20 protein-coding genes are annotated in these 22,300 nt (G+C 64.0%); 1 reads left to right on the top strand and 19 read right to left on the bottom strand.

Features of this window, described 5'->3' with window-relative positions; all coding sequences use genetic code 11:
* The first annotated feature begins 19 nt into the window (after positions 1–19).
* The gene (ruvC, locus tag PSV33_RS18985) at positions 20–568 is read left to right on the top strand and encodes a crossover junction endodeoxyribonuclease RuvC (RefSeq protein WP_300518014.1); all 549 of its coding nucleotides are present in this window, start codon (positions 20–22) and stop codon (positions 566–568) included.
* Between the two features lie 10 nt (positions 569–578).
* On the opposite strand, the gene PSV33_RS18980 is transcribed toward ruvC, so the two are convergent.
* The 19 genes from PSV33_RS18980 to PSV33_RS18890 form a co-directional block, all read right to left on the bottom strand.
* Complete coding sequence (locus PSV33_RS18980; protein WP_300564193.1) at positions 579–755, bottom strand: hypothetical protein; 177 nt, start codon at positions 753–755, stop codon at positions 579–581.
* A gap of 21 nt (positions 756–776) precedes the next feature.
* Positions 777–1,700 (bottom strand): UDP-3-O-acyl-N-acetylglucosamine deacetylase, encoded by a 924-nt coding sequence (gene lpxC / locus PSV33_RS18975; RefSeq protein ID WP_300564191.1) that lies wholly within the window; start codon positions 1,698–1,700, stop codon positions 777–779.
* 212 nt (positions 1,701–1,912) lie between these two features.
* On the bottom strand, positions 1,913–3,145 hold the full coding sequence (gene ftsZ / locus PSV33_RS18970; RefSeq protein ID WP_300564190.1) for a cell division protein FtsZ: 1,233 nt from the start codon (positions 3,143–3,145) through the stop codon (positions 1,913–1,915).
* Positions 3,146–3,289: 144 nt separating this feature from the next.
* Positions 3,290–4,519 (bottom strand): cell division protein FtsA, encoded by a 1,230-nt coding sequence (gene ftsA / locus PSV33_RS18965; RefSeq protein ID WP_300564189.1) that lies wholly within the window; start codon positions 4,517–4,519, stop codon positions 3,290–3,292.
* 4 nt (positions 4,520–4,523) lie between these two features.
* Complete coding sequence (locus PSV33_RS18960; protein ID WP_300564188.1) at positions 4,524–5,315, bottom strand: cell division protein FtsQ/DivIB; 792 nt, start codon at positions 5,313–5,315, stop codon at positions 4,524–4,526.
* Positions 5,312–6,289, bottom strand: a complete 978-nt coding sequence (locus PSV33_RS18955; RefSeq protein ID WP_300564187.1) for a D-alanine--D-alanine ligase — start codon at positions 6,287–6,289, stop codon at positions 5,312–5,314. Before PSV33_RS18955 ends, PSV33_RS18960 begins: the two co-directional genes overlap by 4 nt.
* On the bottom strand, positions 6,286–7,719 hold the full coding sequence (gene murC, locus PSV33_RS18950; protein WP_300564185.1) for a UDP-N-acetylmuramate--L-alanine ligase: 1,434 nt from the start codon (positions 7,717–7,719) through the stop codon (positions 6,286–6,288). Before murC ends, PSV33_RS18955 begins: the two co-directional genes overlap by 4 nt.
* On the bottom strand, positions 7,716–8,792 hold the full coding sequence (gene murG / locus PSV33_RS18945; protein ID WP_300564183.1) for an undecaprenyldiphospho-muramoylpentapeptide beta-N-acetylglucosaminyltransferase: 1,077 nt from the start codon (positions 8,790–8,792) through the stop codon (positions 7,716–7,718). Before murG ends, murC begins: the two co-directional genes overlap by 4 nt.
* Positions 8,793–8,901: 109 nt before the next feature.
* Positions 8,902–10,155, bottom strand: coding sequence for a putative lipid II flippase FtsW (ftsW, locus tag PSV33_RS18940; RefSeq protein ID WP_300564181.1), 1,254 nt, complete (start codon positions 10,153–10,155; stop codon positions 8,902–8,904).
* Positions 10,152–12,065, bottom strand: a complete 1,914-nt coding sequence (gene murD, locus PSV33_RS18935; RefSeq protein WP_300564180.1) for a UDP-N-acetylmuramoyl-L-alanine--D-glutamate ligase — start codon at positions 12,063–12,065, stop codon at positions 10,152–10,154. The genes ftsW and murD overlap by 4 nt, the downstream gene beginning before the upstream one ends.
* Entirely contained in the window at positions 12,062–13,240 is a 1,179-nt protein-coding gene (gene mraY / locus PSV33_RS18930; protein ID WP_300564178.1) for a phospho-N-acetylmuramoyl-pentapeptide-transferase, read from the bottom strand. The genes murD and mraY overlap by 4 nt, the downstream gene beginning before the upstream one ends.
* 117 nt (positions 13,241–13,357) lie before the next feature.
* Entirely contained in the window at positions 13,358–14,740 is a 1,383-nt protein-coding gene (gene murF / locus PSV33_RS18925; RefSeq protein WP_300564176.1) for a UDP-N-acetylmuramoyl-tripeptide--D-alanyl-D-alanine ligase, read from the bottom strand.
* Complete coding sequence (locus PSV33_RS18920) at positions 14,737–16,233, bottom strand: UDP-N-acetylmuramoyl-L-alanyl-D-glutamate--2,6-diaminopimelate ligase (protein WP_300564175.1); 1,497 nt, start codon at positions 16,231–16,233, stop codon at positions 14,737–14,739. Before PSV33_RS18920 ends, murF begins: the two co-directional genes overlap by 4 nt.
* Positions 16,233–17,966, bottom strand: coding sequence for a penicillin-binding protein 2 (locus PSV33_RS18915; protein WP_300564174.1), 1,734 nt, complete (start codon positions 17,964–17,966; stop codon positions 16,233–16,235). The genes PSV33_RS18920 and PSV33_RS18915 overlap by 1 nt, the downstream gene beginning before the upstream one ends.
* On the bottom strand, positions 17,959–18,252 hold the full coding sequence (gene ftsL / locus PSV33_RS18910) for a cell division protein FtsL (RefSeq protein ID WP_300564172.1): 294 nt from the start codon (positions 18,250–18,252) through the stop codon (positions 17,959–17,961). The genes PSV33_RS18915 and ftsL overlap by 8 nt, the downstream gene beginning before the upstream one ends.
* Positions 18,253–18,430: 178 nt before the next feature.
* On the bottom strand, positions 18,431–19,384 hold the full coding sequence (gene rsmH, locus PSV33_RS18905; protein WP_300564170.1) for a 16S rRNA (cytosine(1402)-N(4))-methyltransferase RsmH: 954 nt from the start codon (positions 19,382–19,384) through the stop codon (positions 18,431–18,433).
* A gap of 9 nt (positions 19,385–19,393) precedes the next feature.
* Complete coding sequence (mraZ, locus tag PSV33_RS18900; RefSeq protein WP_300564168.1) at positions 19,394–19,822, bottom strand: division/cell wall cluster transcriptional repressor MraZ; 429 nt, start codon at positions 19,820–19,822, stop codon at positions 19,394–19,396.
* Positions 19,823–20,266: 444 nt separating this feature from the next.
* On the bottom strand, positions 20,267–22,090 hold the full coding sequence (locus tag PSV33_RS18895; RefSeq protein WP_300564166.1) for an STAS domain-containing protein: 1,824 nt from the start codon (positions 22,088–22,090) through the stop codon (positions 20,267–20,269).
* Positions 22,091–22,127: 37 nt separating this feature from the next.
* Positions 22,128–22,300 (bottom strand): TraR/DksA C4-type zinc finger protein (locus tag PSV33_RS18890; protein ID WP_300564317.1); only part of this gene is annotated, 173 nt, incomplete at its 5' end.

Raw genomic sequence — 22,300 nt, 5'->3', positions numbered from 1 at the left:
GCTATTAAAAACAGAGCAGATGCGTATTCTTGGAATCGACCCCGGATTGCAGATCACTGGCTTCGGCGTGATTGATGTGGAGGGCCATGCGCTGAGTTATGTGGCCAGCGGCACCATCAAGACAACACACCTGGACCGGGGCAACCTGCCAGCGCGGCTGAAGGTGCTGTTCGACGGCATCTGCGAAATCACGGCCCGCTACAGTCCCGACAGCTCGGCGTGCGAGATCGTGTTTGTCAACGTCAACCCGCAGGCCACGCTGATGCTGGGCCAGGCGCGCGGCGCCTGTGTCACGGCGCTGGTCAGTTGCAACATCGAAGTGGCCGAGTACACACCGCTGCAGATGAAAAAGGCGGTCGCCGGTTATGGCAAGGCCGGCAAGCCCGAGGTCCAGGAGATGGTGATGCGCCTGTTGAAGTTGCCGTCGCTGCCAGGCAAGGACGCGGCTGACGCGCTCGGCCTGGCGATCACCCATGCCCATGTGGGCGGTTCGGCGGCGATTCTGGCGCGGGCCACCACGCTGGGCCGCACTTCCACCGCCTCCTTCAAGGACGGCCGGCACCACTGAGGCGCCCGCCTCAGATCAGCCGGTCCGCAATCAGCACGGCAAAAAAGACGAAGGCAGCCAGCAGGGTCCATTTGAGGATGGCGAGCCCGGTGTGTTTGTAGCGGACCTGGGAAGTGATCGCGTACAGCGCGAACGATGCGCCGGCCGCAAACAGCAACAGGAAGATGGCGACACGGAAAACAGCCATGTCAGGTCTCGCGCGAAGGCATTACCAGGCCCGCGCCAGTTGCGCAAAACCCCGGGGTGCGTTTTTTTCATCGTCGAACGTGACGACTTCCCAGGCATCTTCGTGCGAGAGCAGTTCGCGCAGCAGCTTGTTGTTCAGCGCATGGCCCGAACGGAAGGCCGTGTAGGCAGCCAGCAGCGGTTTGCCCAGCAGGTACAGATCGCCCATCGCATCGAGGATCTTGTGTTTGACGAATTCATCGTTGTAACGCAGGCCGTCGGTGTTGAGCACGCGGTAATCGTCCATCACGATGGCATTGTCCAGGCCCCCGCCCAGCGCCAGCCCGTTGGCGCGCATCATCTCGACGTCCTTGGTAAAACCGAAGGTGCGGGCGCGGGCGATGTCGCGGCTGTAGGAGCCGCTGCCCATGTCGAACTCCACACGCTGACCGGTGGAATCCACCGCGGGATGGTCGAAGTCGATTTCAAACCCCAGCTTGTAGCCGTTGTAGGGCGACAGGCGTGCCCATTTCTCGCCGGCGCCCTGCCCTTCACGCACCTCGACCGGCCTGAGAACGCGGATGAAACGCTTGGGCGCAGCCTGCAGTTCAATGCCGGCCGACTGCAGCAAAAACACAAACGAGGAAGCCGAGCCGTCGAGAATCGGCACCTCTTCGGCGGTGATGTCCACGTACAGGTTGTCGATCCCCAGGCCGGCACAGGCCGACATCAGGTGTTCGACCGTGTGCACCTTGGCGCTGCCGCTGGAAATGGTGGAGGCCAGGCGCGTGTCGGTCACCGCCTGCGCAGAGATGGGAATGTCCACCGGCTGCGGAAGATCCACGCGCCTGAACACAATGCCGGTGTCCGGCGCCGCCGGCCGCAAGGTCAGCTCGACCCGCTGACCGCTGTGCAGGCCCACACCGACCGCCTTGGTCAGGGATTTGAGGGTTCTTTGCGCCAGCATGACATCATTTTAGTTTGGGGCCGGACCAAACGCACCGGGCCATGCGCAATGACGCACATAGCCTGTGTGATTAGCGGTCAGCGATCAAAACACTGATTGATCCAATGGAAAGCGTAGCGAGCAGCCCGAGCTTGCGTTGAGGAGCGGATACGTACCCAGGTACGGTGAGCACCGCAGACGCGAGATCGGGTTGCGCAGTAGCTTTACATCGATCAATCCGCCTGCTTGCGCAGGAAAGCCGGAATCTCGAAGTCGTCCATGCCGCCCGAAGCCAGCGCATCGACTTTGGCCGCCGCCTGCGTGCGGTTGGTGCGCCAGACGCTGGGGACAGCCATGTTGCCGTAATCGGTCTGTGCCGAACCCATGCTGCTGCCACCCGGGTGGGCACCGCTGACGGTGGCGCCGCCAACCGCCATATTGAGCACCGGCATGTTGTCCGTGCCGGTACGCAGCACCTGCAGCGGAGGCGCCGTGCGGCGCATGCCCTGGCGGCTCAGGCCGGTGGCCACCACGGTGACGCGGATGTCCTCGCCCAGGTCGTCGTCGTAGGCCGTGCCGTAGATCACATGCGCATCCGGCGAGGCGTAGGCGCGGATGGTGTTCATCGCGAGCTTGGACTCGTTGAGCTTGAGCGAACCCTTGGCGGCGCTGATCAGCACCAGCACACCCTTGGCGCCCGACAGGTCGATGCCTTCGAGCAGGGGGCAGGCGACGGCCTGTTCGGCCGCGATGCGCGCGCGGTCCGGACCGTTGGCGCGAGCCGTGCCCATCATGGCCTTGCCGGGCTCACCCATCACGGTGCGCACGTCTTCGAAGTCAACGTTCACATGGCCGGGCACATTGATGATCTCGGCAATGCCGCCGACCGCGTTTTTCAGCACGTCGTTGGCATGCGCAAAGGCCTCGTCCTGCGTCACGTCGTCGCCCAGTACCTCGAGGAGTTTCTCGTTGAGCACCACGATCAGCGAATCCACGTTGGCTTCGAGTTCGGCCAGGCCGAGGTCGGCATTGGTCATGCGGCGTCCACCCTCGAACTCGAAAGGCTTGGTCACCACCCCGACGGTGAGGATGCCCATTTCTTTCGCAATGCGCGCAATCACCGGCGCTGCGCCGGTACCGGTGCCGCCGCCCATGCCGGCGGTGATGAACAGCATGTGTGCACCGGCGATGGCGGCACGGATGTCGTCCACTGCCATCTCGGCCGCTTCACGGCCCTTCTCGGGCTTGCTGCCTGCACCCAGGCCGCTGCCGCCGAGCTGGATCTGCTTGTGCGCACTGCCGCGGCCGAGCGCCTGTGCGTCGGTGTTGGCGCAGATGAACTCCACGCCCTGGACATTGCGTTCAATCATGTGTTCGACCGCGTTGCCACCGCCGCCGCCCACGCCAATCACCTTGATCTGCGTGCCCTGGTTGAACTCTTCGATTTCAATCATTTCGATGCTCATGTGAGCCTCCTATCCATATGTTGCAGTTGCCAAAAATTTTTTATTCGTTTCTTTTCAGGAGCAAGAGCCCTCACGCAGGGGGATCGGCGCCCCCCGAGTGGCTGCAACGCGGACTCCGCCAGATAAAAGCCGTAAATTTTTTCATCAGAAGTTCCCCACCAGCCAGTCCTTGACCCGGCCAAAAGCGTTGTGAACACTGCCCGCCTTCTGCGCGACCCGGTGCCCGCGCATGCGTGCCAGCCGGGCTTCCTCAAGCAGCCCCATGACGGTGGCGGCACGCGGCTGGGCCACCATGTCCGCCAGCGCGCTGGAATAGCGCGGGATGCCGCGCCGCACCGGCTTGAGAAAAATGTCTTCACCGAGTTCGACCATGCCTGGCATGACCGCGCTGCCGCCGGTGATGACGATGCCGGACGACAGCACCTCCTCGTAACCCGACTCGCGGATGACCTGCTGCACCAGCGAGAAAATTTCCTCGATGCGCGGCTCGATCACGCCGGCCAGCGCCTGTTTGGACAGCATGCGCGGACCGCGGTCGCCCAGGCCCGGCACCTCCACCTGCTGGTCCGGGTCGGCCAGCAGCTGTTTGGCGAAGCCGCTTTCGACCTTGATGTCTTCCGCGTCCTTGGTCGGGGTGCGCAGCGCCATGGCGATGTCACTGGTGATCAGGTCGCCGGCAATCGGAATCACCGCCGTGTGGCGGATCGCGCCACCGGTGAAAATCGCCACGTCGGTGGTGCCCGCGCCGATGTCGACCAGCGCCACGCCGAGCTCCTGCTCATCACGGCTGAGCACCGACAAGCTGGAGGCCAGCGGGTTGAGCATCAGCTGGTCCACTTCGAGGCCGCAGCGCCGCACACACTTGATGATGTTTTCAGCCGCGCTTTGCGCGCCCGTGACGATGTGCACCTTGGCCTCCAGCCGGATGCCGCTCATGCCGATAGGTTCACGCACGTCCTGACCGTCGATGACAAACTCCTGCGGCTCGACCAGCAGCAGGCGCTGGTCGGTGGAGATGTTGATGGCCTTCGCGGTCTCGATGACGCGGGCCACGTCAGCCTGCGTCACTTCCTTGTCCTTGACCGCCACCATGCCGCTGGAGTTGATGCCGCGGATGTGGCTGCCGGTGATGCCGGTGTAAACCCGCGCGATCTTGCAGTCGGCCATCAGTTCGGCTTCCTTGAGCGCCTGCTGGATGCTCTGCACCGTGGCGTCGATGTTGACCACCACGCCGCGTTTGAGTCCGTTGCTGTAGGCGATGCCCAGCCCGGCGAGCTTGAGCTCGCCGCCGGGCAGGACCTCGGCCACCACCGCCATGACCTTGCTGGTCCCGATGTCCAGCCCCACCACGAGATCTTTGTATTCTTTCGCCATATCTTTACCTTTTTGCTTTCCTGTCCTCTTTGCCGCCCAACACCGTGGTGGTGACGCCTCGGAGCTTGAGTGCATACCCGTTGCTGTAACGCAGGTCGGCCGACTCGAGGTTGCGGCCGAACCTGCTGGACACCTGTGTCAGCGTGGCGGCGAATCGCTCGGCACGGCTGTGGATCTCGTCGGGGGAGCCCAGCCCCAGCTCGATGACCACGCCGTCCTCGAGCCTGGCCCGCCAGCTGCCGCGGGCCGTCAGCTCCAGCAGCTCCAGCCGGGCGTCCATTTTTTTGAACACCGGGGCCAACCGGCGGTAACCCGCCAGAACCAGCGCAGCCTGGCCCTGCGGTCCGCTGAGCAGCGGCAGATCCTCGGCCTCGACGTCGCCCTGGTTGGCCTCGAACACCTCGCCGTAGCTGTTGACCAGGCGGGCATCACCCTCCAGGCCCCAGAAGGCAATCGCCTGGTGTTCTTGCAACACCACCCGCAGCCGGTTGGGAAACTCGCGTTGCACCACCGCCTTGCGCACCCAGGGGACACTCTCGAACGCCGCTTGCGTGCGGACCAGATCGGCGGTGAAAAAATTTCCCGTCAGCTTGGGCACGACATTGGCGCGCAGCGTGACTGCATTGTTGTGACCGAGGTCACCGCCGACCCGGATGGCGGTGAGGCGAAACAGGTTCTGCTGCAGCAGCCACGACACCCCGAAGGTCACCAGCATGCCCGCAAACGCCAGCCCCAGCACCAGCGAAGTGGTGTTCATGAGCTTGACGTCCAGCGGGACAGGCAGGGTTTGGCTCACGCAGCGCCTCCCTGCGTTCTCGGGTTGTCCAGGCTGGCCGTACGCAGCACGTCCAGGCAGAGGTCTTCATAACTGATGCCCGCGGCGCGCGCCGACATCGGCACCAGCGAATGGCCGGTCATGCCGGGCGAGGTGTTGATCTCCAGCAGGTAGGGCTGGCGGGTTTTGCCGTCGATCATCACATCAAGGCGGCCCCAGCCGCGGCAGCCCAGCAGGCGGTAGGCCTTGAGCACCAGCGCCTGGATCGCCGCTTCCTCGCCCGCCGGCAGCCCGCAGGGCACCAGGTACTGCGTGGTGTCGGTGAAGTACTTGTTCTGGTAGTCGTAGTTGCCCTCGGGCGCCACAATGCGGATCACCGGCAGGGCCCGCGCATTGTCCCCGGTGCCCAGCACCGGACAAGTCACCTCATCACCACTGATGAACTGCTCGCACAACACGTCGGCATCCATTTGCGCCGCCTGTTCCACCGCATCGACCATGCCGGAATAACCGGCCACCTTGACCACGCCGATGGAAGAACCCTCGCGCGCCGGCTTGACGATCAGCGGCAAACCCAGGTCGTCGGGGACCGCAATCACCTGCCGACGCTCAAAGGCGCCCCGCCGCAGCAACAGGTATTTCGGGGTTGCCAGGCCCTCGGCCAGCCAGATGCGCTTGGTCATGACCTTGTCGATGGCGATGCTCGACGCCATCACGCCTGAGCCGGTGTAGGGGATTCCCATCAGTTCAAGCGCGCCCTGAACCGTGCCGTCTTCGCCAAACCGCCCATGCAAGGCAATGAAGCAGCGGTCAAAGTTCTCGCGTTTGAGCTCGCCGAGCTCGCGCTCTGCCGGGTCGAAGGCGTGCGCATCCACGCCGCGCGAACGCAGCGCCTCCATCACTCCGCGGCCCGACATCAGCGACACCTCGCGCTCGGCCGAGTGCCCGCCCAGCAGCACCGCCACCTTGCCAAATGAAGAGTCTTTCAGGCTCACAGCCCTTGTCCTTCCTGCGCAGAACGCTCTTTTTTCTGTAGCAAATCGACCACCTTGCCGGGCACCGCGCCAATCGTGCCGGCCCCCATACACAGCACCACGTCGCCATCCAGGGCGTTGTCGGCAATCGCCTGCGGCATGGCCTCGATGTCGTCAACAAACACCGGCTCGACCTTGCCGGCCACCCGCAGTGCGCGCGCCAGCGAACGGCCATCGGCCGCCACAATCGGCGCCTCGCCGGCGGCGTAGACCTCGGACAGCAGCACACTGTCGGCCTGGGCGATGACTTTCACAAAGTCTTCGAAGCAGTCACGCGTGCGGGTGAAGCGGTGCGGCTGGAAAGCCAGCACCAGGCGCCGGCCCGGGTAGGCGCCGCGTGCTGCCGCCAGCGTGGCGGCCATCTCGACCGGGTGGTGGCCGTAGTCATCAATCACGGTGAAACTGCCGCCGGCAGGTGCCGGCACATCGCCGTAATGCTGGAAGCGCCGGCCCACGCCCTTGAATTCGGCCAGTGCCTTCTGCACTGCGGCGTCGGGGATGTTGAGTTCCACCGCGATGGCGATGGCCGACAGGGCATTGAGCACGTTGTGCTCGCCGGGAAGGTTGAGCACCACCGGCAGGTCGGGCAGCGTCACGCCGTTGCGCCGCTGCACCGTGAAGTGCATCTGCCCGCCGACGGCTTTCACGTTCACCGCGCGCACCTGGGCGTCTTCACCAAAGCCGTAGCTGGTGATCGGGCAGGACATCTGCGGCACGATCTCTCGCACGGCCGCATCGTCGGTGCACAGGATCGCCGTGCCGTAAAACGGCATGCGGTGCAGAAAATCGATGAAGGCCTTCTTCAGGTTGCCGAAGTCGTGGCCATAGGTCTCCATGTGGTCGGCATCGATGTTGGTCACCACCGCCATCACGGGCAACAGGTTCAGAAAGGAGGCGTCCGATTCGTCGGCCTCGACCACGATGTAGTCGCCCGAACCCAGCCGGGCATTGGCACCGGCGCTGTTGAGCCGGCCGCCGATCACAAAGGTCGGATCCAGCCCGCCTTCGGCCAGCACGCTGGCGACCAGGCTGGTGGTGGTGGTCTTGCCATGTGTGCCGGCGATCGCAATGCCCTGCTTCAGGCGCATCAGCTCGGCCAGCATCAGCGCACGCGGCACCACCGGAATGCGTTTTTCGCGCGCCGCCAGCACCTCCGGGTTGTCGGGCTTCACCGCCGTGGAGGTGACCACCGCATCCACGCTGGCCAGGTTTTCTGCGGCATGCCCGACAAAGGTCTGGATGCCTAGCCCGGCCAGACGTCGCAAGGTGGCACTGTCCGACAGGTCGGAGCCGGAGATCACGTAACCGAGGTTGTGCAGAACCTCGGCAATGCCGGACATGCCGGAGCCACCCAGGCCGATGAAGTGAATGTGTTTGATCGCGTGTTTCATGTCGCCAGCTCCTCGCAGGCGGCCACCACGTTGGCGGTGGCATCTGTTTTTTGCATCTTTTTGGCCTGTAGCGCCCGCTGCAAAAGCGCTGGCCGCTCTGTTTTTTGTAGCATGTCTGCCAGAAATCCGGGTGTCAGGTCACGCTGCTGCACCAGCCAGCCGCCGCCGTTGTCCACGAGAAAGGCGGCGTTGCTGGTCTGGTGATCGTCCACCGCAGCCGGAAACGGCACGAACAGTGCCGCGGCGCCGATGGCCGCAATTTCAGTGACGGTGCTGGCACCGGCGCGGCAGACCACCAGGTCGGCCTCGGCGAAAGCACGGGCCGTGTCGTTGATGAAGGGGGTGAGTTCGGCCTGCACGCCGGCGGCGCGGTAGTTGTCGCGCAGCGCCTCGATTTGCCTGGCGCCGCTCTGGTGAATGACCTGGGGACGCTGCGCCTCGGGAATCAGGGCCAGGGCTTGCGGAACGATGCGGTTCAGCGCTTGCGCGCCCAGACTGCCGCCGACCACCAGCAATCTCAAAGGCCCGCTGCGGCCGGCAAACCGGGCCGCCGGGTCGGGCTGCTGGGTGAAGGCCGGGCGCAGGGGGTTGCCGACCCAGGTCGCTTTTTTCAGCACGCCCGGGAAAGCGGTGAAGACCCGGTCGGCCACACCCGCCAGCACCTTGTTGACGAGCCCGGCGACCGAGTTTTGCTCATGCAGCACCAACGGTTTGCCCAGCAGCACACTCATCAGGCCTGCCGGAAAGGCGATGTAGCCGCCCAGCCCCACGACCACGTCGGGTCTGACGCGGCGCACGACGGCCATGCTTTGCCAGAAGGCCTTGAGCAGGCGCAGCGGCAGCAAGGCCAGCGTGGCCACGCCCTTGCCGCGCACACCCGAAAACTCAATGCTCTCAAAGGGAAAACCGCGCGGCGGCACGAGCTGGCTCTCCATGCTGGGATGGTCGGCTGTACCCCTGCCGCCCAGCCAGTGCACACGCCAGCCACGCTCACGCAGCGCCTCGGCCACGGCCAGGCCCGGGAAGATGTGGCCACCGGTGCCACCAGCCATGACGAGCGCGCATTTGCTCATGCCGGTTGCCTCCGACAAAGTTGCGAAACCCGCGCGGACAGGCGTCGGCAACGCATCCCATTCGCTTTACTGTCGATCCCCATCAAGATGGGGCCCCTCGTCAGGTAGCTCATGGTCGCCCTCCGCGCATCAGCAGTCGATTTTCGTAGTCGATCCGTAACACCACGGCGAGGGAGATGAGGTTCATCAGGATCGCCGAGCCGCCGTAACTCATCAGCGGCAGGGTCAGGCCCTTGGTCGGCAAGGCGCCGAGGTTCACGCCCATGTTGATGAAGGCCTGGAAGCCGATCCAGATGCCCACACCCTGCGCGACCAGTCCGGCAAACAGGCGGTCCAGCGCAATCGACTGGCGGCCGATGTGCATGATGCGGCGAGTCATCCACATGAAGGCGCCGATGACACACAAGACGCCGAGGAAGCCGAACTCCTCGCCGATCACGGCCAGCAGGAAGTCGGTATGCGCTTCCGGCAGCCAGTGCAGTTTCTCGATGCTGCCGCCCAGGCCCACGCCAAAAATCTCACCGCGCCCAAAGGCGATCAGCGAGTGCGAGAGCTGGTAACCCTTGCCCATCGAATACTTGTCGCTCCAGGGATCGAGATAGGCAAAAATCCGCTCACGTCGCCAGTCGCTGAGCATCACCATCAGGGCAAAGGCGATCACCACCACGGTGGCAATGACAAAAAACATGCGGGCATTGACACCACCCAGGAAAAGAATGCCCATGGCGATCACGGAGATGACCATGAAGGCGCCCATGTCCGGTTCGGCCAGCAACAACAGTCCCACAATGCCAATGGCAACGGCCATCGGCATGACGGCGCGGAAAAAGCGCTCCTTGACCTCCATCTTGCGCACCATGTAGTCGGCGGCGTACAGCAGCACGGCAAACTTCGCGAGCTCCGAGGGCTGGAAGTTCATGAAACCCAGCGAGATCCAGCGGCGTGCGCCATTGACACCCTTGCCGATGAACGGAATCAGCACCAGCATCAGCAGCACCAGCGAGGCCACAAACAGCCAGGGAGCGATTTTTTCCCAGGTCGAGACCGGCACCTGGAAGGTCAGCAGGGCAACCGCAAAAGCCACCCCCAGCGACAGCGCATGGCGCAGCAGGAAGTGGGTGTGGGCATAACGCGCGAACTTCGGGTTGTCCGGCATGGCGATGGACGCGGAGTACACCATGACCAGGCCCCAGACCAGCAGCGCCACCGTGACCCAGATCAGCGCCTGGTCCACCCCCGACATGCGTACCGGCGCCGACTCGGAACGCGAGCGGCGCTGGCCGCCCAGCCGGACTGGCAAGCCCTCGGGCGCGGCCCCGCCGAGGCTGGAGAACCAGCCGGAAAGACGGGCGGCCACCGTCATGACAGCACCCCCGCGTCCTGGGCGAGCGCCTGCACGGCGTCGCAGAACACCTGGGCGCGGTGCCCATAGTTGTCGAACATGTCAAAACTCGCGCAGGCCGGCGACATCAGCACCGCATCACCGGTTTGCGCCTGCCGCGCCGCCAGTTCCACGGCGGTCTGCATGGAATCGGCATCGAGCAGCGGAACACCCGCGCCCTCCAGCGCGGCACGGATCAGTGGCGCATCGCGCCCGATCAGCACGACCGCCCTGGCATGCTGGCGCACGGGTGCGGCCAGCGGAGAAAAATCCTGCCCCTTGCCTTCCCCGCCGGCGATCAGGACCAGCTTGCGTTCGGCGCCCAGGCCGGTCAGCGCCGCCACGGTGGCACCAACGTTGGTGCCTTTGCTGTCGTCAAAATATTCGACGTCGCGCACCACCGCAACCGGCGTCACGCGGTGCGGCTCGCCGGTGTATTCACGCAAGCCGTGCAGCATGGACGCCATGGTGCAGCCCGCCGTGCCGGCCAGCGCCAGCGCGGCCAGCGCGTTGGTGGCGTTGTGGCGGCCGCGCAGGCGCATGGCCTCGACCGGCATCAGGCGCTGGATGTACAACACCACTTCTTCGTCCTTGCGGCGCTTGACGGTTTCGTCGGCCTCGGCAGCACGCACCAGCCAGGCCATGCCATTGACGGTTTCGATGCCATAGTCACCCGGCCGCTGCGGGGCCTCCAGCCCAAAGCTCGCATACTCGCGCCACTTCGGCTTCTGCAGCTTGAGGCGCACCGGTTCTGGCAACATGGCCATCACCGCCGGATCATCACGGTTGAGCACCAGTTGGCCCCGGCTGCCAAAGATGCGCGCCTTGGCCGCGCCGTAGGCCTGCATGCTGCCGTGCCAGTCCAGATGATCCTGCGTCAGGTTCAACACCGCGGCCGCGGTGGGCTCAAACCCCTGCACGCCGGCGAGCTGGAAGCTCGACAGCTCCAGCACCCAGACCTCGGGCAGGCTGCCCGCCTCGAGGTGCCCGGCCAGCATGTCCAGCAGGTTGGGACCGATGTTTCCCGCCACCGCCACGGTCTTGCCGCCATGGGCCACCAGCTGGCCGGTCAGCGCGGTCGTGGTGGTCTTGCCGTTCGTCCCCGTGATCGCCAGCACCTTGGGGGCATAGCCGCGTTCGGCCTGCAGCTCATGCAAGGCGCGGGCGAACAAGTCCAGTTCCCCGCCAGTCCACAGGCCGGTGGCCTGGGCCACCTGCCAAACCGGCTCGACGACCGCAGGCGACAGGCCCGGGCTTTTGAAGACCGCACGGATGTCAGTGCCCTCTACCAGACCGGACCCGAAAGCGCCGGCGCGGAAATCGACCTGGGGCAGATCGGCCAGCAAGCTGGCCAGTTGGGGCGGTGTCTCGCGGGTATCGGCCACCGTGACACGCGCACCCTGGCGCACGCACCAGCGCGCCATGGCCAGCCCCGAAGCACCCAGGCCCAGAATGAGGACATGCAGGTCGCGCAGCGCCGACACCGGCGCCTGGCCAGATGACCCGGTGGCGGCAGCGTCGCCTTCCGCACCTTCCTGCACGGTTTCGCCAGCCGGCTGCGGGACGTGGGCCTCGGGAGCGATTGGCGCGGCCTGATCGGGCGTACTCACATCGGCGAACAATTGCGCTACAAACTCAGCCGCATCGCGCGCGGCCGTCAGGGTCTCGGGCAGGGGCCGTGCAGCCGCTTTGCCAGACGCCTTGGTACCGCCCGGACCCGCGTCTTCCAGCGCGGCCTGGAGCACCGGCTCCTCCAGGGGCGTCTCCGCTGGCAACGCCGGCGCCGCATCCTGCGCCGGCACAGGCTCAGCCGCCGGTCCATGCGCCGGCGTCACCTCCGCTGGAGGCTGTGCGGGCGCATCGCCGGGACGCGGGGATTCGTTCGTGTTCATCGCAGTTTCAAGGTCGACAGGCCGACCAGGCACAGCAGCATGGTGATGATCCAGAAGCGCACGACCACCTGCGTTTCCTTCCAGCCGCTCTTTTCAAAATGATGGTGCAACGGAGCCATACGGAACAGGCGCCGGCCTTCGCCAAACCGCATGCGGCTGTACTTGAAATACATCACCTGCAGCATCACCGACAGGGCTTCGACAACAAAGATGCCGCCCATGATGGCCAGCACGATTTCCTGGCGCACGATGACCGCAATCGTTCCCAGCGCGGCGCCCAGCGCCAGCGCGCCCACGTCGCCCATGAAAACCTGCGCGGGATGGGTGTTGAACCACAAAAAAGCCAGGCCGGCGCCGGCCATGGCCGAGCAGAAAATCAGCAACTCCCCCGAACCCGGGATGTGCGGAAAAAACAGGTACTTTGAGTAGACGGCACTGCCCGTCACATAGGCAAACACACCGAGCGCCGAGCCGACCATCACGACCGGCATGATCGCCAGCCCGTCCAGACCGTCGGTCAGGTTCACGGCATTGCTGGAGCCGACAATCACGAGGTAGGTGAGCAGCACAAAACCAAACACGCCGAGCGGGTAACTGATTTCCTTGAAGAAAGGCAGCTGCAACCCGGCTTTGGGCGGCAGGTTGACGTCAAAACCGGACTGCACCCAGCTCATGAACAGTTCCAGCACCCGCAGGTTGGAACTTTCCGAAATGCTGAACACCAGGTACAGGGCGGCAAGCAGCCCAATCACCGACTGCCAGAAGTATTTCTCCCGCGAGCGCATGCCTTCGGGGTCCTTGTGCACCACCTTGCGCCAGTCGTCGGCCCAGCCGATGGCGCCAAACCCGAGCGTGACGATCAGCACAATCCAGACAAAACGGTTGCTCAGGTCAAACCAGAGCAGCGTGGAAATGCCGATGGCCAGCAGGATCAGGACGCCGCCCATGGTCGGAGTGCCGCTCTTGCTCAGGTGGGTCTGCATCGCATATTCGCGAATAGGCTGGCCGATTTTGAGGCTGATCAGACGGCGAATCACATAAGGGCCGGCGATCAGGCCGATCAGCAAGGCAGTCAAGGCGGCCATGACCGCGCGAAACGTCAGGTACTGGAACACCCGGAAGTAGCCGAATTCCGGCGAGATGGTCTGCAACCACTGGGCCAGGCTAAGCAGCATGGGGTGCCTCCTGCCGAGCCGCATCAAAGGAGGCATAGTCTTGCAGACCGCACTGCTGCGAGACGCAGCGGAACTCAGCCCCCTCGGGGGGCAGTGAACGCAGGTGAACGTGGGGGCTCATGCCTTCTCCTCTTTTTGTTGTTGGGTGTCGGCCGCGATGGCCTGGACCACGCGCTCCATCTTCATGAAGCGGGAACCCTTGACCAGTACGCTGGCCATGCCTGGCAAAGCAGCCATCACGGCAGCCTTCAGGGCGTTGATGTCGTCGCCAAAATGCCGGCCGTTGCCGAAGGCCCTGGCAGCGTCGGCAGACTGCGCGCCCAGCGTGAACACCTGCTCGATGCCGCGCGCACGCGCATGGGCCCCAACCTCGATATGGAAGGCAGGTCCCTGATCACCGACCTCGCCCATGTCGCCCAGCACCAGCAGGCGCGGCCCCGGCAGTTCGGCCAGGACGTCGATGGCGGCGCGCACGGAATCCGGGTTGGCGTTGTAGCTGTCGTCGATCAGCGTGAGGGCCTGGCCCGCCGCCTGGAGCTGAAGGGCGCGCGAGCGACCCTTGACCGGAACAAAGGCCGACAAGCCGGCAGCAATGGCCGCCAGCGGCGCACCGGCCGCCAGGGCGCAGGCCGTGGCAGCCAGCGCATTTTTGACGTTGTGCCGACCGGCAACCTGCAGGGAAAAACCGAAAGCGCCCTGCGGCGTGGCGGCCTGCACCTGCCAGGCGCCACCCAGCCATTGCGCGCTGCCGGTGACCTCGGCCCCGCCCGACTCGGCAAAGGTCAGCACCGCGCGGGAGCCGGCGAGTTCCCGCCACAGCGGTGTGTATGTCTCGTCGGCCGGAAACACCGCGACGCCAGAGGCCGGCAGTGCCGCGATGACGGCGCCGTTCTCGCGGGCGACGGCTTCTACCGTGGCCATGAATTCCAGGTGTTCGCGCTGCGCATTGTTGACCAGGGCCACGGTGGGCCGCGCCATGGCTGCAAGACTGGCAATTTCGCCAGGGTGGTTCATGCCCAGTTCGACCACGCCGGCCTGGTGGGTGGCACGCAGACGCAGCAACGTCAAAGGCACGCCAATGTCGTTGTTGAAGTTGCCTTCGGTCGCAAAAGCACCGTCCTGCTTCCAGGCGCGCAGGATGGACGCCAGCATTTGCGTGACCGTGGTCTTGCCATTGCTGCCGGTCACGGCAATCAGCGGCAGGCTGAACTGCGAGCGCCAGCCGGCGGCAAGCTGGCCCAGCGCCTGTTTGGAATCGGCCACCAGCAGGCCGGGGAGTTCAGCACTCAAGCCGTGCTCCGCCAGGGCCGCCACCGCGCCGGCACTTTTCGCCTGTGCCAGGAAATCATGGGCGTCAAAGCGTTCGCCCTTGAGCGCTACAAACAGGTCGCCTGTTTGGAGGCTGCGCGTGTCCGTGTGCACACGCTGGAACCGCAGCGCACCGTCGCCCACCAGCCGGGCTGACGGCAACCACCGCAGGGCTTGTTGCAGGGTCATCATGCGAGGCCTCCCGGCGCAGCATGACGGCTCGCACCCTGGTCCAGTGCCGCCTCGGCCTGGGCCTTGTCGGAAAACGGTCGTTTGACACCGGCGGTTTCCTGGTAACTCTCGTGGCCCTTGCCCGCAATCAGCACCACATCGCCAGCCTGCGCCTGGCTCACCGCATGGGCAATCGCCTGGGCACGGTCGGCTTGAACGTACACCGTATCGCGGCGGGCAAATCCCTGCAGGATCTGGCTGATGATGGCGTCGGGGTTCTCGCTGCGCGGGTTGTCACTGGTCACCACCGTGCGGTCCGCCCCTTTTTCCGCCGCTGCCGCCATCAGCGGCCGCTTGCTGGCATCACGCTCGCCGCCGCAGCCAAAAACGCACCAGAGTTGTCCGGAACGACCGGCGGCCAGCGGCCGCAGAGCGCCCAGCACCTTCTCGAGTGCGTCGGGGGTGTGGGCATAGTCCACGACCACCAGCGGCCGGCCCGGCACCGCAATGGCGTCCATGCGCCCGGGCACCGGCGACAGGTGGGCGCAGGCTTTGACCACGTCCTTCAAAGGCAGGCCCAGCGCGCGCAAGGCTGCCATCACTCCCAGCAGGTTGGAAACGTTGTACTGCCCGACCAGCGCGGTCGAAAGGCGGTGCCGTTCATCGCCCTCGACCACATCAAAACCCAGAAACTCCAGGCCGTGATGGATGGCCTGAGCCTGCAGGCGAGCGGGCGCCAGGCAGGACACGGTCCAGACGTCGAGAGCCGCCTCGCGCAGCGACACCGCCAGCGCAGCCCCATGCGTGTCATCAATGTTGACCACCGCCGCTTTCAGGCCAGACCAGCCAAACAGCCGGGCCTTGGCGTCCCAGTAGGCCTGCATGGTCTGGTGGTAGTCGAGGTGGTCCTGTGTGAAATTGGTGAAAATCGCCACGCGTATGTCGGTGGCATCCAGCCGGTGCTCGGCAATGCCGATCGACGAGGCCTCCAGCGCACATGCTGAAAAGCCCTCGTCGACCCAGCGCCTGAGCTGCTGCTGCAGCAACACCGGATCGGGTGTGGTCAGGCCGTTGAAGACCATGGCTTCGGGTTGCCCGATGCCGAGCGTGCCGACCACGCCGCAGCGCCGGCCCAGCTTGCCCAGGGCCTGGGCCAGCCACCAGGCGGTCGAGGTCTTGCCGTTGGTGCCAGTCACGGCCAGCACGTCCAGCTTTTTGCTTGGCTGCTCGAAATAAGCCGCAGCTATCGGTGCCGTCGCCGTTTTCAGGCCGCTGTAGGCTGCGACACGGCTGTCGCTGAAGGCAAAGGCCTCCGCCCCGGCCTGCTCCACCAGGCAGGCCTGGGCGCCGGCGGCCAGAACGTCGGCCACGTACTTGCGTGCATCGGTGGCAGCACCCGGCCAGGCGATGAAGCCGTCACCGGCACCCACCTTGCGGCTGTCTGTCCAGAGACTGCCGCTTACGCGCTGGCGCAACCAGCGCGCAGCCTGCTCGGGGGTGTGCAGCCGCTCCATCAGAACGACTCCTCCACCGGGTTGGTGACGATCTGTGGCTTGACGGCCATATCGGGCTGCACGCCCATCATGCGCAATGTCTGCTGCACAACCTCGCTGAATACAGGGGCAGCCGCCAGCCCGCCATAATATTTTCCGTCGCTGGGCTCATCAATCATCACGGCGACAATGATGCGGGGAGCTTCAATCGGTGCCATGCCGGTAAACCATGCACGGTATTTGTTGCTCGCATATCCCTTGCCGACCTGCTTGTGCGCGGTGCCGGACTTGCCTCCCACCGAGTAACCGACGGTCTGCGCCAGCTGACCGGTGCCGCCGGGCGCCGCCGCCATCTGCAACATTTTCCTGATCGCGTGTGCGTTCTCTGACGAAAACACCCGCACGCCGGTTGCAGGCTCACTGCTCTTGAGCATGGTCACCGGGATGATCCGGCCGTCATGCGCAAAAGAGGTGTAGGAATGCGCCATCTGGAACAGCGAGGCGGACAGGCCATAGCCATAAGACATGGTGGCTTGCTCGACGGGCCGCCAGGACTTCCACGGACGCAAGCGGCCTGTGACCGCTCCCGGAAATTCGATTTGCGGCTTCTGCCCGTAGCCAAGCGCGACGTAGGTGTCCCACATCTCATGCGGGGTCATCTTCTGGGCTATCTTGAGGGCGCCGACATTGCTGGACTTCTGGATGACCCCTTCCACGGTGAGCGTACCGTAATTGTGGGTATCGCTGATGGTGAATCCGCCGATGCTGATCCGCCCCGGGCCGGTTTCGATGAGGGTGCCTGGTTTGATCCGGCCCGCCTCGAGCGCCATGGCCACCGTGATGGGCTTCATGGTCGAGCCCGGCTCAAAAGTATCTGTCACCGCACGATTGCGCAACTGCTCGCCCGTGAGATTCTGCCGTTTATCAGGCACATAACTCGGATAGTTGGCCAGTGCGAGCACTTCACCCGTGATCGTATCGAGTACGACCACACTGCCGGCCTTGGCCTTGCGTTCGATCACCGCATCACGCAGCTTCTGGTAGGCAAAAAACTGCACCTTGCTGTCAACGCTGAGCTGGATGTCCTTGCCTTCAACAGGCGGCACCTGCTCACCGACGCTTTCGACCACGCGCCCCAGACGGTCCTTGATCACGCGCCGGGAACCAGGCTTGCCCGCCAGCTCCTTGTTGAAAGTCAGTTCGATGCCTTCCTGTCCGCGGTCTTCCACATTCGTGAAGCCGACCACATGCGCAACGGTTTCACCTTCCGGGTACTTGCGCTTGTATTCCTTGCGCTGGTAAATGCCCTTGATGCCCAGGCTGTGAATCTGGTGGGCGACAGGCTCGTCGACCTGCCGCTTGATCCATACGAAAGTCTTGTCCTCGTCAGCCAGCTTCTTGTTGAGGTCGGCCACGGGCATTTCCAGGAGTTTGGCCAGCTCGGCAAGCTGCGCTTTGCTCGCTTCGACATCCTCGGGAATCGCCCAGATGCTCGACGCCGGAACGCTGGACGCCAGAATGAGCCCATTGCGATCCAGAATACGGCCGCGATTGGCAGGCAGCTCCAGCGTACGGGCAAAACGGACTTCACCCTGTCGTTGAAAGAACTCGTTGCCAACCACCTGCACGTACGCCGCCCGGCCGGCCAGGCCGGCAAAAGCCAGGGCGATACCCGCGACGATCAGCTTGCTGCGCCAGACCGGCGTCTTGCTGGCCAGCAGCGGACTGGAGGTGTAACGCACGCTTCTACTCATGGGCGTTACCTGCAGCAGACGGATTCTTGTAAGTGACGTATTGCGTGATGGCAGGCGTTGCCGAACGCATCTGCAGCCGGTCCCTTGAAAGCTGCTCCACCCGCAACGGCGTGGCCTGGGCGCGCTTTTCCACCTGCAGGCGCTCCTTGTCGGACTCGATCTGACGGCTGAGTGCCATGGCTTTTTCCAGCTCGACAAACAGCCTGCGCGATTCGTACTGCGTGTGCACCAGGTACAGCGCACTGACCAGCACAGCCACCAGCAGGACAAGGTTCAGGCGTGTCATGTGGACATGGCCCCCACGCTTTTCACTGCGTGTAATGCGCTGCCCCCCAAGGGGGCGAATTTCCCTTGGGGCGGCCCGGCGGAAAATCTGGCCCCCACGCTTTTCACTGCGTGTAATGCGCTGCCCCCCAGGGGGGCGAATTTCCCTTGGGGCGGCCCGGCGGAAAATTGCTGCCGCCTCATGCTGCGGCTCCCGGGTAACGCTGAGTGGTCACCTGAACGGGCACCTCGGTCCGTTCGGCCACACGCATGACGGCGCTGCGCGAGCGCGGGTTGGCCGCCACTTCGTCGGCGCCAGGCTTGACGCGCTCCAGCGCCTTGAGCCGCATGGCCTTGGGGGCGGCAAACGGCGCGCGGCGGTCGAACACCTCGCGCGAGTGTTCGGCGATGAATTGCTTGACGATGCGGTCTTCCAGCGAATGGAAACTGATCACCACCAAACGTCCTCCCGGTTGCAGTACTTTGAGCGAAGCCTCTAGCGCCTGTTGCAGCTCTTCAAGCTCGGCGTTGATGAAAATCCGAAAAGCCTGAAATGTGCGCGTTGCAGGGTCCTTGCCCGGCTCGCGGGTTTTGACCGCGCCAGCCACGACCTCGGCCAGTTCAGCGGTGGTTGCAATAACGCCCCGCTCCTGTCGGCGACGATCAATCGCCTTTGCGATCTGGACAGCAAACCGTTCTTCGCCATATTCACGAATGACCTCCGCAATGGTGTCTGTTTCTGCATCTGCCAGCCACTCGGCCACGCTCTGGCCGCGTGTGCTGTCCATGCGCATGTCCAGTGGCCCGTCGCCGCGGAAGGAAAAACCCCGCGCCGGGTTGTCGATCTGGGGTGAACTGATGCCCAGGTCCAGCAGGATGCCCGCCGCACTGCCCGCCGGCATCTCGCCCAGATGGCTGAAAGCCTGGTGACGAATGGCAAGGCGCGGGTCGGCGATGGTGCGGGCCTCGGCAATGGCTTCCGGATCCTTGTCGAAAGCGGTAAGGCGCCCCTGGGTGGACAGCTGCGAAAGAATGAGTCGCGAGTGGCCACCGCGCCCGAAGGTCGCGTCGATGTAATGCCCGTCCGGATTGACCTGAAGCGCTGCGACTGCTTCGTTCAACAAGACGGTGCGGTGTGTCCATGTGTCTTGCACCGTCGTCTTTCAGAATGAAAAATCTCTGAAGACATCGGGCATTTCGCCCTTCATCTGCTCGGCCTCCTGGGCCGCATACGTCGCCGCATCCCAGAGCTCGAAGTAGCTGCCCATGCCAAGCAGCACCGTGTCCCGGCTGATGCCTGCCGCGTTACGCAATTCGGGAGAGACCAGAACGCGCCCGGTGGCGTCCATGTCAACGTCCATCGCATTGCCGAGGAAAATCCGTTTCCACCACTGTGCCTGCATCGGCAGCGACGCAATGCGTTCGCGGAATTTCTCCCACTCGTTGCGCGGGAATATCATGAGGCAGCCGTGCGGGTGTTTGGTGATGGTCAGCTGGCTCGATGCAGTGGCGCTGAGCACGTCACGATGCCGGGTTGGCACAGAGAGCCGACCCTTGGTATCGAGAGCTAGAGAAGACGCGCCTTGAAACACCGTTAAAAACCTTTAGAGAACACTTTTCACCACTAAATTGCACTTTTTCCCACTTTAGCAGGAAAGTTTTGCCATGCAAGTGGTTTGCTACAAATTTTTTCAATGAAATCAAGCACTTAGAAACACTTTTGCAAGCAGTCACCGATTAAAAATCGTTCTAAATTAAGCACTTAGAAGATCCAGTGAAAGTGTTGCTTTAAGCGGGGCGCAAACCGGACTCAGGTCGGTACCCGTGCCATTCGGAAAAGGGGATGAAAAAGCAGACGCTTGAGGGCGTGCGGCCCCTTATGGTCATTGCCACGCCTGCAGCTACCCGCCGGTGCCCGGCGCAGACAGTGGGTGTGCTGCGCAGGGCAGCCATGACTCTTTTTTGGCGCCCCGTGGTCGGGGACAAGGCCCCAGCAGCCTGTCGGACCTGGGAATCGTCGAAAGCCCGACAGGCTCCTAGTCGACGCGCGTCAGGACCCGGGCGTGTTCGGTGATGCCGATCACGTTGAAGAACGCGGCCACCAGACGGTTGACATCGGTGAACTGCACGGCGCGATTCTCGGCTTCCCGGGCGGAAACCCAGTTGAGCAAGGTTCCGGCTGCAGAAAAATCAACACGAATCAGCTTGGCGCATGAAATCACCATGATGTCTGCGCCCATCAGTTTGGCCTCGAGTTTGTCGAGGACGGCAATGGCATCACCCTCGATCTGGCCCGACAGTTCAACCGCATACAGGTGGCTCATCTGGGAGTTGCCCCCCATCTCGGTGTCGCCCTCCAGCGCACTGCTGAGGCTGGACGGCACCGAATCGCGGTAGACATCGCCAATGATGGCCTGGCCTGCCACAGCGTTGCCGCGAGGCTCCAGCGGCTTGTAGTCGCAACGCGCACTCTCCCAAGCGGGGGGCGACACCTCGTAGGTGACGCAAAAATCGAGGGCCGTCAGTTCAAACTCGTCGGGCTGTTGGGTTACCCGCAGCGTCTCCATGCGCAACTGCCACCATCCCTGGGCTGTATCGCGCACCCCGGAGGGGGTGGCATCCTGCAGCACCCGCTGCAATTCACCCTCCCCCATAAACCGCAGCTGCACCGGTTGTGCAGCCCAGCCGCTGAACACCTTGCAGAGGGGATCAACCGCGTTGTCATCAATCGTTTTGAGGTTTTTCCAGTCCAGCCGCCAGGGCATGGGGGCACGGGCCAGGGCAGCGCTGAGCGCCGCCACGGTCTGGATGCCCAGTTTTGACGGGCAGACCCAGTCCGCAGCCGGTCCATTGGCAGCAACCGGGCTGGCCGAACCAGCGGGATTGGACAACTGCTGCACCATCTCGGGCATGGAAAACCACTGCGGCGCCGACCGATCGAAACGTCCAACGAACTCAACGGCCAGGTTTTCAAACTTGTCATGCTGACCCGTGGCCCGGTACAGGTCAAACAGCGCGAGCCAGGTGTCTGCATGTCTGGCCCGGCTTCCCTGGGGACCCAGCGTCTCGAGCAGCCCGGCTTCAGCACCTGCATCGTCGCCGTTGGCAAAACGGATGGAGGCCTCCTCCAGTTCCGGGTCGTGCGCCACTTCCGAGGCCTCCACCACGGAAAATTTTGATGCCGAAAAACCCGACGACTCGCCGTCGCGGGAGACTGCAGAAATAACCGGTCTGGGTACAACTGGCTTGGGCGGTGCTGCGGGCGGCGTGACGGCAATACCTGGAGACAGGTCCATCATGGGCGCTGGCGCTGGCTGCGGCGCCATGGCCGCAGACCTGGTTTTGGCCAGGGCCGCGGTCAGGGCGCTGGGCGCCGTAGCCTCGTAGTTGGCCGGTAAAGCGTTGTCCAGGAGCGGGGCATGGGTGCTGAGGTTGGACGAACCGGCCATCGTCCCCGCAGAAAGTGAAGAAGGTTCGCTGGCCCCGGCGGCCGCACTTCCATGCTTGGTTTTCCACCATTGCATCGACATCTGGGCTTCGATCTCGTCGATTTTCTTCAGGGTGACGGCGCGGTCGTCGGGCTTGGACGGCATGCTGCTCTGGAAGAACGAAGGCCGCGCGCCGGGGTCCTGGCCGGTCATGGCCTCCCGCTTGCGCATTTTCCGGAGCATGTCGAATTCACGCTTGCGCACGAAATCGTTGCGCCGTTTTCGCTCAATCATTTCCTTGAGCATCTGCTTGCTCAGGGCCTCCTCCCGGTCCGATTCCTTGCCATCAAGCTCGGACCAGTTCGTCGCCGGGTTACGGACGAACTTCACGACTTTTGAAAGCAAGCCTGGTGTGGTGTCTTCTTTGGCCATCAACAGCGGTTCAGGAGGAAGTGTGCAACGGGAAAGGTCAGTCTCCGAACATTTTCTGCTTGAGTTCACGCCGCTGCTGTGCTTCCAGCGACAGGTTCGCCGTTGGACGGGCTATCAGGCGTCCCACGCCGATGGCCTCACCGGTTTCGTCGCAGTAACCGTAGTCACCGGAGTCAATGCGGGCGATCGACTGCTCGATTTTCTTGAGCA

It is taken from the genome of Polaromonas sp. (assembly GCF_029945895.1).
Lineage (GTDB): Bacteria > Pseudomonadota > Gammaproteobacteria > Burkholderiales > Burkholderiaceae_C > Polaromonas.
Note: the sequence above shows the minus strand (reverse complement) of the source record. Positions and strands in the feature narration are given on the sequence as shown.